Here is an 11056-nt window from a genome sequence, read left to right as displayed (position 1 = left end):
TGTCTGTTGTCTAATTTTAATCTTATCTTATATGGTGTGAAAAAACAAAAATCAATAATAGAACCAACTAATTGGCTTTATCCATTTCAAATATATCTTGGAGAGATTGTTTATGGAGGTATTGATGGTGCCGTTACAACATTTGCGGTTGTTTCTGGTGCAGTTGGTGCGGGTCTGAGTAATTCAGTAATAATCATACTTGGTTTTGCAAATTTACTCGCAGATGGGTTCGCGATGTCCGTAGGCGCTTATTTATCTGCCAAATCAGTAAAGGACAGCCAAAATAATATTGAAAACACAAATAGCAGAACATCTCAGAATCAACTCAAATACGGTAAAAACAAAATCAAAAAAATTCTTCTTAAAAATGGCTTTGCTGGAGAATCAATTGAAAGCATGGTTGAGGAAATCGTAACAGAGAAGAAGACCTGGATGAAAAATTTCAAAAAAAGTAATATAGACATGATCCAATTAAGTAAAACACCATTTAAAATTGGATTATCCACTTATTTGGCATTTGTTTTGGTCGGTATTATTCCCTTAACAGTATATGTATGGGATTTAATTTGGGAATTCCCTGGTCATCTATTTCTTTGGACAAGCATTTTAACTTCTATGGCTTTTATTTTAATAGGATTTTTAAAAACACACATTACCAACACCAGTAAAATTAAAGGTGTGTTTGAGACGCTTATACTTGGTGCAATAGCCGCAACCGTTGCCTATTATGTAGGTGACATTTTAGAGGCAATCATAGTAGGTTCTTAAATGGCCGAACTAATAAAAAACAGAAATGGCATTATTTCAAAAGTCTTTTTTGTTTGCTTTCCTTCATTACAAGTTTTATTAATGTGAAAAGCCTCATCTTAATCTTTTGGTAACGCTTTTTAAATTCACCTATCAGCTCAATTAAATTTCTGTGTTCTTTTCTATATGTGGCCTCTTCTTCTAACTGATCAATTCCATCAACCATAATTGATAATCCATTTTCGTGAGAATTAACAGCATTCAATAAAACTTGTGTATTCTTAACCACTATGGAGAGTTTATCAATTACTTTTTTACTTTCTTCAAAATGATTGTTGTCAATTAAATTTAGAGTATACGATTTAATTAGGTCTTCTAAGAAAAGTTGTTCCTCCTTAAAAAAACTCAATTCTGAAATCCATATTTTAGAAGCATCGTGCATATCCTCAGCACTAAGCCACTCTGTATGTTTTGCTTTTGTGTGTATTGTTTTCATGGTATAATGGTATAAAAAAGCAGAGTGCAACACCTAAAAATGCACTCTGCTCAAATCCTTGATTTTTAAATAACCTCTATTACTTTTTTAGGTGTTTCTTTTGATGGTTCTTTTTTAAGAAGATTTAATTTTAATATACCTTCGTTATAAGTTGCCTTGATATCTGCCATATTATCAACAGTTTCAGGCAGTCTTAATGCGCGCTTAAATGCATTATAGCTAAATTCCCTGCGCATGTAGTCTTCTTTTTCTTCTTCTTTTTCTATTTCCTTTTTCGCAGATACATTAAGGATGTTATCTTCTAATGTAACTTCAAAATCAGACTTTTTAAATCCAGGTGCTGCAAACTCAACTTCAAACTCACCTTCCAACTCTTTTACATTCATCGCCGGCATTAAAGAATCTTCTTCAAAAAAGTTATCGTTAAAAAAGAAATCATCAGAGCTAAAAAAATCTTTTAGCTGTGTATTATTCCATGGGAATAATCGGTTTCGATTGTTAAATTTAATTAATGACATAGCTTTTATTTTATTTGTTAAACATGATTCTAACTGAAATTTAAAAATCAAACCTGATTCCTAAAATGATTTTAATCAGTTTACTTTTAAATAATTAGCTGGTCTATATCTGTTAATTTTGGAATTTTTACACGCCATTTATTAATAGTTTCAAGCTTAACTCTAAAAGCATTAAGCGCATTAGACTCACCGTGTATAAGGTAAACCTGTTCTGGTATGTTTTTTATTTCATCTAACCAGTCCATAAGTTCTCCTTGATCGGCATGGGCAGATAGGCTCTCTATGTGTTCAACTTTTGCTTTAATTGGATAATACTTACCAAAGAATTTTATTTCGTGTGCACCTTCAATCAGCTGGCGTCCACGGGTTCCTTCGGCTTGGTAACCAACCAATAAAACTGTTGTTGAGGGCTCATCAATATACTGTTGTAAGTATGTAAGCACCCTTCCTCCGGTTACCATACCACTACCGGCAATAACGACCTTTGCCCTTCTATCGTCTATTGTCTCCCAAGTTTCCTTGTAGGAACTAACAATATTTATGTGATTGCACATGGCATAATACTCAGATTCTGGTAACTTATGCCAATTTGGATAATACTTAAAAACATCCAACACGTTTTTTCCCATTGGACTATCAATAAATATTGGAATATCTGGAATTTTATTTTGCTTATACAGTTTCCAGAGTATGTACATTAAGGTTTGAAGCCTTTCCACAGCAAAACTTGGTATTATCAAGTTACCTCTATTTTGAAGTGTTTTTTTAACAAGATCAGCGAGAACAATTTCTACATCTTGCTCCGGATGGAGTTTATCTCCATAAGTGCTTTCTACAAATAAGTAGTCTGCCCATTGTGGTTTTTTGGGATTACTCAATAAATAATCATTCTTTCTTCCAACATCACCTGAGAACACTAGGCGTTTACCATTAATTTCTAATTCAATAAATGTTGAACCTATAATATGTCCATTATATTGAAATCTTACTGATATATTTTCAGACAACTGAACCCAACTATCTAATTCAACAGATTTAAAGTACTTAATAGTTTTTTCTGCCTCATTTATAGTGTAAAATGGAAGAGCAGGATTATGTTTGGTGTACTTTTCTTTGTTGGCTTTTTTTGCTTCTTCCTCATGAATCTTTGCGCTATCTCTTAAAATTATTTCTGCTATTGCCAAAGTTGGTGATGTTCCAATTATTTCACCCTTAAACCCTTGCTTTATAAGTCGAGGCATATAACCTACATGATCTAGATGTCCATGCGTTAAAAGGACTAAGTCAATTCTGGGAACATCTACTGGTAAATCAACCCAATTCAATTCTCTGAGTTCCTTTAGACCCTGAAACATCCCACAATCTATCATTAAATTGCATTCAGATGTTTCTAGTAAAAACTTAGAACCTGTAACTGTGCCTGCACCTCCTAAAAAATTGACCTTAACTATTCGTTTCATAGGTAGATTATCAAGTTGTACATAAGGCTTCAATCTCTAATAGAATTTTTTCTTTTCTGACTTCAGAAATACCTAAATGATCTAGATAAAACACATCTCCTAAAAGTTGTCTGCATAAAACAATATTTCGACTCAATAAAAACTGTTTTTCTCGTTTTGTCAGCAATGTAGAAACTGTAATTGGATATAGACCAAGTCTATCAATTCTATCTCTTAAACTTTCATTATTAGGATAATCCCAACTCAACAAATACAAACCAGAACAGCGACCATATTGTACCGCGTCCTCTGAAAACCTCGTATTCGTAACCACCCAACAATTTTTTAGTTGCGTACTGTTACCATTTGCCTTCCAACTCGCTTTAATGTCCTCATATCTAGAGTTGATATATAACGGTACTTTAACATTACAGTTTAAGCCTTGCTCACCATGAAACTTACACTCAATGATAATAGTTTCATTATCTATGTTTGCAATAACATCAATTTCGTGCGAGACACATTTCCCTTCTACTACCTCGCCTACTGAGGTGTCATATCCTGAGTAACGAAGTATTTCCTGAATGAATCTTTCAAAAGGAAATCCTGTTGGTCCAAGCTCATAAATTGCCTTTTTTAATTTGTATTTTGAAGCCAGGTAACTTTTTTTCTTCTTCAGCAATGCAAAAGCTCTATTATAAATCTCTTTGGTTGAAATACCTTGATATAGCTCATCTCTAACCTTATCAATTATTGCGTCTATTGTTTCTTTGCTGGCTCCACTTCTTTTTAAAGAGGATCTTAATTTGCTTAAAGAAAACTTTACACGTTTACCGCTAGATTTTATTACTTCAAAATTGTCGTTTTTCATAACCATTAAGAATTATGTTGCCAGGGCAACGTATTGCCCTGGCAACTCCCCAAACTAACCAAATCGCCGCTTAACCTAATGGCGAAAAGTAATCTTTTACCAAGGCTTTTAATTGATTTTCTGTCATCTTATCAGCCTTTCTTACTTCCTTTATTTTGGCGCCTATAATTGGATAATTGTTACCCAATACTTTGGCAAACTTTTGGCACATCATTGACGGACCTAATACAAGAATATTTTTTGTGTCCTTTAATTTTGGAACTAATGATTTTATAAAACTATTTATTCTTAGTTTTTCTCGCTCCAGAACTTTACGATCCTTTATTATTTCTTGTGCACCACCTGGCCGTTCAACTTCAAATGATTGTTCAACATTATCCTCAGCCAATATTGTTACCATCTTTGTGTCTTTTTCTAGAACTGTTACAATATGCGCCTTTTCCTTATCAATCCAAATTCCTTTATTTTTCATTTCTGCATTTAATATTATAAATTGTTACAATCTAAATTTAGGTTGTAATAGTACCTCTAACAATGATATCAATCACTTTAGGCCGGAATCACCAAAAATGGAATTAATGGTTGAAATCCAATCTTTTTAATAACTGGTTCATGTGTTATTTTTTCTAGCCAACTGTGCTTGTTATTTACCATGGCTAAAAGGTCAATCTCTAATTCTGATATAAACTCATTAATCTCAACTTCTTTTGTACTGTAGTCTGGCATCCAATGAAATGACGATCTATAATCACTAAGTTTCTCTTTTAAATTCTCATAATTAAGTTCTTGTTTATTACTTAATTTTTCCTCTTCATTAATGTGTAATATCCTTATTTTAGAATTATACAGTTCTGCCATATCAATTAATGGAGCTAATTGCTCAACTGTATATTTATGTTTAAAATCTGTCGGAAAAGCAATTTGTCTCGGCGAAACAAAATCATGCTCATCTGGAACCAATAATATTGGACAATTCTGTATTTTTTTAATGACTCTAACCGTATTGCTACCAATAAATATTTCCTTTGCTCCAGTAGCACCTTTGGTTCCCATAACAATTAAATCAATGTTATTCTGTTTAACTTCCGCATCAATTGCATCAATTAAATCATGCATGCTCAATACCGTATGAAACTCATGATTTGCATTGGCATCAGAGGAAATCAATTGATCTCTTATTTCAAGTAGTTCAATAAGGGCATTGTCCTTCATTTTCTTTAAAAGAGTATTTGAAAAATTAGACATTGTAGATGCCTTCAAGGCAATAGAGTTTAAAACGTAAAACGTACAATACTCTTCTTGGAAAAGTTTAAGTGCATATACAATAGCGCTCCAAGAATTATCTGAGAAATCTGTTGGCAAAAGTATTTTTTTCATTTTAATCAGTTTTAAATGGTCCTTCTTACATTTTGAAGTGCTAAAAATGGAATATCAGTGTGTAATGAAATATCATCAACCTTAGATCTATAGAGCATATCCTCTAAATAGGAATGTCTAGTATTCACCATTACTAATAAGTCAATTTCATAAGTCTTAATATGATGTATAATTGCTTTGGAGACATCCTTCTTATCTACAGTTTCAAATTTTAATTCTAAACCGTCCAATTCCTCTACAAGGAACTCTCTATTATCTATTTGTCGCCTGGAGAGATTACTATATTTAGCTATATACAATACATCAACCATAGACCTAAAAGGCTTAAGCATAGTATTTAACAACTTCAGCTCTCTTCTCCTATAAGGAATTAAGAAATTAGTTGGAAAAAGTACTTTCTTTGGTTGTTCATATTTGCAAAATTCTGGGATTACTAAAACTGGACAAGCAACATATTTTAAAACTTGTAATGTGTTACTGCCAAAAGCATAGGCATGATTTGAGCCTTCTCCTTTTGTGCCCATTACAATTAAATCTATGTTCTTGTCAATTACAATTTTATCAACCTCATCTAAAATAGAATTGTAAGCAGATATTAAGTGATGTTTAAATCTTTTATGAGGCGCAAGTGAAGTTACTTCTTTAAACAAGCTATTTAAATTCTCTTCAGATTTGATTTTTGCATCCTCCTTAATCTTATCAAAGGAAACTTCTTCGGCAATATTGTGCTTTTCGTAAACTTCGTCTTCATATGTATGCAAAAAATAGAATTCGCAGTTATCATACTTAAAAAACTCTAATGCAAATCGAATTGCATTCATTGCGTTTTTTGAAAAATCAGTTGGAATAAGCACATTTTTCATAATTGTATCAATTAAATTGAACCATAAAACTATATCTTAATCACCTTTATTACAATGATATATGTCATCTAGATAATTACTATAAGATACTTAAAAAGACCAAAACAGGGAGCTTACGCTCCCTGTTTCACCGAACATTATAATTTTATGATATTGCTTTCGTAGCAGTTTAAAGATATCTTTTATCTTAAGAAAACTGAAAGTACTTTGAGCTTTATCATAAACTCACACAGCCCCTTAATTATGTTATTAAAAGCCCCCTTTTAACAACTCTCAAAGTAGAATAAAATGCTAAATTCTAAAATGATTTTAATCAGTTTTAGAAATGTTGAATTATCTTAACAAAGAGAACCAGATTTTAGCAAATCTGGTTCTCTTCATGATTAATAGCAAAATAACATTAAGGAACTCCCAAACCTTAATATTAAATAAACATAATGCTTTATGAACTAACTAAAAATGACAATCGTCAATTTTAAAAAGGAATTAGATTATATACTTCATTTAATAAGAACAAACCAACTAAAAATAAGAGCGTATAAATAACCTGTACAAATTTTACATTGGTTACCTGGAGCCAACTAACAGTCCTAACAGGGAAAATAAATAAGCCTAAGCCAATTATTAGCGAAAACCAACCGATTAAGGTTATGATAATTTTAAAATTAGCCTCCCAAATATTATGAAAAATGATATTGATCAACCCTACAATTATTGCTAAGAATGAAAACAAAATGAGAAACTTTTGGTCTTTAAGATCCTCAAAAATCTGTTTGATACGTTTTGGATTTAAGCTTAATATTAAAAAGAAAATAATAAGATACCAACCCCAAAATTTTGCAAAAGTTACTGATACATCCATAATAGTTTAATTAGTTGTTTCGTGTAATACTAAGAAAGGAATATTTGTATGATATGTAATATTCTCTACTCTTGAATGAAATAATATTTGTTGAAAATAATTAAGATTCTTTGCAACCATTGCAATCATATCAACCTCTCTACTTTCTGTAAAGCACTGTACAGCATCCTCTAACTTTTTGTTTGAAAGGAAGAAAAACTTATGCTCATATTCACCAAATAAATCTTTAATAAATTCTTTACCGTTTTCTTGTTCTTCATTAAGGCTTTGATTGGATCCATTTACATGCAGTACAGATAGTTTAGAATCTCTTTCCTCAACAAGATCAACCAAAGGCTTTAAGGTTTCAAAATTGTTGTGAGATGAAAAATCAGTAGGGAAAGCTACCTCAGATATACCATCATAAACTGCATTTTCAGGCACTACAAGTGTTGTACATTTAACTTTAACAACTACATCGCCGGCATTACTGCCAATCACAATTTTTTTAAGTCCTGAAGCTCCTTTTGTGCCCATGACTATTAAATCTATATTCTTTTCTTCAATTTGTCTTCTTATGGAATCAATAAAGAACCCATAATCTACAATGGAATAAAACCTATGATAATCTTTATCTGAAATTTTCGAAATACGTTTTAACAGCTTATGCAACTTCACCTTGGACGGTTTAACGTAAACTTCTTCAATGACATCTTCAGTACTTATATAAGTTGGATCGTTTAAAATAGCGTTACTCATGGTGTTTACATGAAGTAAATAAAATACGCACGGTTCCCTTTTTAAAAATTCAAGTGCATACTCAATAGCGTTCCAAGAATTTTCAGAAAAATCAGTGGGCAGAAGTACACTCTTCATAATTATATTGATTTAAGAGAACTAATGTAATTTCTTTTTAGTAGCTCTAAAATGACGACAGTCATTAAACTGCGTTTCTATTCTATTTCCTTTAATCGTTCTAAATCTAACACAACAATATTTCTGCCTTCTGATTTTATAATTCCGTCATTTTTAAAATTTGTAAGTGTTCTTATAAAGGTTTCTGTTGCTACACCAGCTACACTTGCCAAATCACTTCTGGAAATTTTTATTGGGTCTTCAGGTTTGCGATTTATATGTTCTGCAAACTGCACAATTGTACTGGCTGTTTTTTTATTTACAGAACTATAAGCCATTTGCAATAGTTGCTCTTTTGTATTGCACAAATCATCTGTAAGCAGATCTATAAGAGCAATTGCAACTCTATGGTTACTATCTAAAATACTAGATAACTGAAGGATGGATATACCCATCAATTGCGTTTCTTTTATTGCCGTTGCTGTCTCCTTGTGCGGTAAATTGTGTGTAAAGGATGTGTAACCAAATAAATCGTCCTCTTTGTAAAGTGCTATTGTTAATTCTTTTCCTTGGTCATCTAACTTATGGCATTTAACCGCACCTTTTGTTATTAAATAAATGTAGTTTGAATGATCACCTTCGTTATAAATGATTTCATTCTTATCGTATTTGAATTCTTCACCATAATCATCAAAGAAATTCTTAAGATCATTTAATGATCGTAATTCCTCTTCATCTTCATCGACATATTGATTTAAACCTCGTCTTTGTTCTAATATTGTAGCTTTGGCAAGTCTACTTTTAATTGCACTTAAAAGTTCATCTTCAGTAAATGGTTTTGTTATATAATCGTCTGCACCCATATTCATACCTTTTCTAACATCTTGATGTTCTGTCTTGGCTGATAGAAAAATAAACGGTGTGAACTTTAATTTTTTGTTTTTGGATAATTTTTCTAAAACTTCATAACCATCCATTTCTGGCATCATAATATCACATATTATAAGATCAGGAGGATTAGTCATTGCAAGTTTCAGCCCTTCTTTACCATTAGAGGCCTTAATCACATTGTAATCAGATAACTCCAATAATTCTGCAGTATTATCTCTTAATACTATATCATCTTCTATAAGTAATAGTTTAGCTATCATATCTAGATGGTATATTAATCGTTACTGTTGTTCCTTTATTTTCTTCACTTTGTAAAGTAATTTCACCTCCTAAGTTTTCGGCATGTGTTTTAGCAATGTTGAGACCAATACCTGTTCCTCTAATATTTACAACATTTTCAGCTCTAAAATAGCGTGTGAATACATTCTCCAAATCTTCTTTTGGAATACCAACGCCTTCATCTTTAACCCTAATTTTTGTATTGTTTTTGTTTTGCTCAATTGTAATATCAATACATGTATTTTCGGCTGAGTATTTAATGGCATTAAGCACAACATTGGATAAAATCAGTTCTAATATCCTTTCATCTTGACGCATGGTCATATGATCAATGTTAATTGGGTATTTTATATGCTGTCCTTCTTTTAAAAGCATATTGGCATTATAAACCACCTCGTTTATAACCTTGCTTAAATTAAAGTCACTTATTTTATAATTAACAGTGCCTGATTCTAGTCTCTCAATAGATAGAAAATCATTTAAAATTGCATTTAAATACTGCACTTTTTCCTTAATAGTATTTAAGTGCTTTTCTCGTTTTTTTTGCTCAGTTTCTTTCTGATACTTTTCTAGCAACATCACTGAAGTAGAAATACCGCTTAGCGGTGTTTTAAATTCATGTGACACAAGAGATAAAAATTTAGTTTTAAGTTCATTAAGCTCTTTTTCCTTGCTCAATGCTATTCTTAACTGCTCTGTTCTTTCTTTAACAGTATTCTCAAGTTTTTGCAGGTAATTCTTTTGTTCCGTAATATCAAGAACAATGGCAACTAAAACAGGTTTACCGCTTAGATAGGACAGCTGTAAATGTACATTAACAGGGTATATACTACCGTCTTTTCTTACATGTATGGTTTCATATTCAACTTTCTCTGTTGCTTTAGTTGTTAATGGATCAAAATATGCTTTTCGGTAACTTTCTTCATCTACTTCATTCTTTAAATCGAAAGGTGTCATTTTTTTCAATTCATCCTCTGAATAGCCTAAATTTTTTAAGGCGCCTGTATTAGCTGATAAAAACAATAATGTTTTAGCATCAAATACATATATCTCATTTAAACTTTCATTGAATATTGTTGCGAAATGACTTCTTTCTTGCTCTGATTTTACACGTTCAGTAACATCATTTTGAATTCCGATATAGTTGGTAATTATCCCGTCATTGTTTGTTATTGGTGTGATATAAAGATCATTCCAGAATAGACTCCCATCTTTTCTATAATTTCGAAGAGTTACCAGGCAACTTTTCCCATTTTTAATGGCTCTTCTTAGTTTATCAAGTTCTTTTTGTTCTCGGTCTTCACCTTGTAAAAATCTACAATTCTTATGGACCACTTCTTTATTGGAATAACCTGTAAGTTTTATAAAAGCTTTGTTACAATATATTATAGGGTTATCTGGTCTTAACGCATCAGTAATTATTATTCCATTGCTTGCTGACTCCAAAGCCTTGCTTCTTAGCATATAGTCTAACTCTGTTTCCTTCTGTTTAGTAACATCCTTAATTAAGGCCATTACATAGGTCTTATCATAAATTTTAAAAGGATTTAGTTGTACTTCAATTGGAATTATGTCACCAAGCTTATTGAGCCCAAAAACGTCCATGGATTTTGCCATCTTTTTATTGCCCATCTGTTCAATAAAATTTTTAAAATGAACCTTATGGGAATCATGATAATTAGATGGCATTAATACATTTAATGGCTTTCCTTTAATTTCTTCGTTATCATAACCGAAAATTACCTCTGCGGATCTATTAACCTCAACGATTTTCTGATCTTGGTTAACAATCACCACCGCTTCAGAAACGGTTTCTAAAAGAATGTTGAATATTTCCTGGTCTTGTCTTAGCATACAACAAAATGTATTAAGCCTTATT

The 11056-nt window shown here is 31.7% G+C and carries 12 protein-coding genes; 1 reads left to right on the top strand and 11 read right to left on the bottom strand.

Going from position 1 to position 11056, the window contains the following annotated elements:
• Positions 1-36 precede the first annotated feature (36 nt).
• On the top strand, positions 37-768 hold the full coding sequence (locus LBV24_RS12915; protein ID WP_224479074.1) for a VIT1/CCC1 transporter family protein: 732 nt from the start codon (positions 37-39) through the stop codon (positions 766-768).
• Between the two features lie 31 nt (positions 769-799).
• Here LBV24_RS12915 and LBV24_RS12910 read toward each other — a convergent pair whose 3' ends face one another.
• From LBV24_RS12910 to LBV24_RS12860, 11 genes are all read right to left on the bottom strand, one after another.
• Positions 800-1243, bottom strand: a complete 444-nt coding sequence (locus tag LBV24_RS12910) for a hypothetical protein (RefSeq protein ID WP_224479073.1) — start codon at positions 1241-1243, stop codon at positions 800-802.
• Positions 1244-1308: 65 nt separating this feature from the next.
• Positions 1309-1761, bottom strand: a complete 453-nt coding sequence (locus tag LBV24_RS12905; protein WP_224479072.1) for an Hsp20/alpha crystallin family protein — start codon at positions 1759-1761, stop codon at positions 1309-1311.
• An 86-nt stretch (positions 1762-1847) separates the two neighbouring features.
• Positions 1848-3221, bottom strand: a complete 1374-nt coding sequence (locus LBV24_RS12900; RefSeq protein WP_224479071.1) for an MBL fold metallo-hydrolase RNA specificity domain-containing protein — start codon at positions 3219-3221, stop codon at positions 1848-1850.
• Positions 3222-3231: 10 nt separating this feature from the next.
• Positions 3232-4071, bottom strand: coding sequence for an ATP cone domain-containing protein (locus LBV24_RS12895; protein ID WP_224479070.1), 840 nt, complete (start codon positions 4069-4071; stop codon positions 3232-3234).
• Positions 4072-4141: 70 nt separating this feature from the next.
• Positions 4142-4543, bottom strand: a complete 402-nt coding sequence (locus tag LBV24_RS12890; RefSeq protein WP_224479069.1) for a hypothetical protein — start codon at positions 4541-4543, stop codon at positions 4142-4144.
• A gap of 77 nt (positions 4544-4620) precedes the next feature.
• Positions 4621-5448 (bottom strand): universal stress protein, encoded by an 828-nt coding sequence (locus tag LBV24_RS12885; protein ID WP_224479068.1) that lies wholly within the window; start codon positions 5446-5448, stop codon positions 4621-4623.
• A gap of 11 nt (positions 5449-5459) precedes the next feature.
• On the bottom strand, positions 5460-6311 hold the full coding sequence (locus LBV24_RS12880; protein WP_224479067.1) for a universal stress protein: 852 nt from the start codon (positions 6309-6311) through the stop codon (positions 5460-5462).
• Positions 6312-6786: 475 nt separating this feature from the next.
• Entirely contained in the window at positions 6787-7173 is a 387-nt protein-coding gene (locus tag LBV24_RS12875; protein ID WP_224479066.1) for a hypothetical protein, read from the bottom strand.
• A gap of 6 nt (positions 7174-7179) precedes the next feature.
• Complete coding sequence (locus LBV24_RS12870; protein WP_224479065.1) at positions 7180-8028, bottom strand: universal stress protein; 849 nt, start codon at positions 8026-8028, stop codon at positions 7180-7182.
• Positions 8029-8105: 77 nt separating this feature from the next.
• Positions 8106-9155 carry a response regulator gene (locus tag LBV24_RS12865; protein ID WP_224479125.1) on the bottom strand — a complete coding sequence of 350 codons (1050 nt, stop codon included), beginning with the start codon at positions 9153-9155 and terminating at the stop codon, positions 8106-8108.
• Positions 9148-11031 carry a sensor histidine kinase gene (locus LBV24_RS12860; protein ID WP_224479064.1) on the bottom strand — a complete coding sequence of 628 codons (1884 nt, stop codon included), beginning with the start codon at positions 11029-11031 and terminating at the stop codon, positions 9148-9150. The genes LBV24_RS12865 and LBV24_RS12860 overlap by 8 nt, the downstream gene beginning before the upstream one ends.
• Positions 11032-11056: the final 25 nt, after the last annotated feature.

The organism is Winogradskyella vincentii, assembly GCF_020166345.1.
In the GTDB taxonomy this organism is placed as follows: domain Bacteria; phylum Bacteroidota; class Bacteroidia; order Flavobacteriales; family Flavobacteriaceae; genus Winogradskyella; species Winogradskyella vincentii.
Note: the sequence above shows the minus strand (reverse complement) of the source record. Positions and strands in the feature narration are given on the sequence as shown.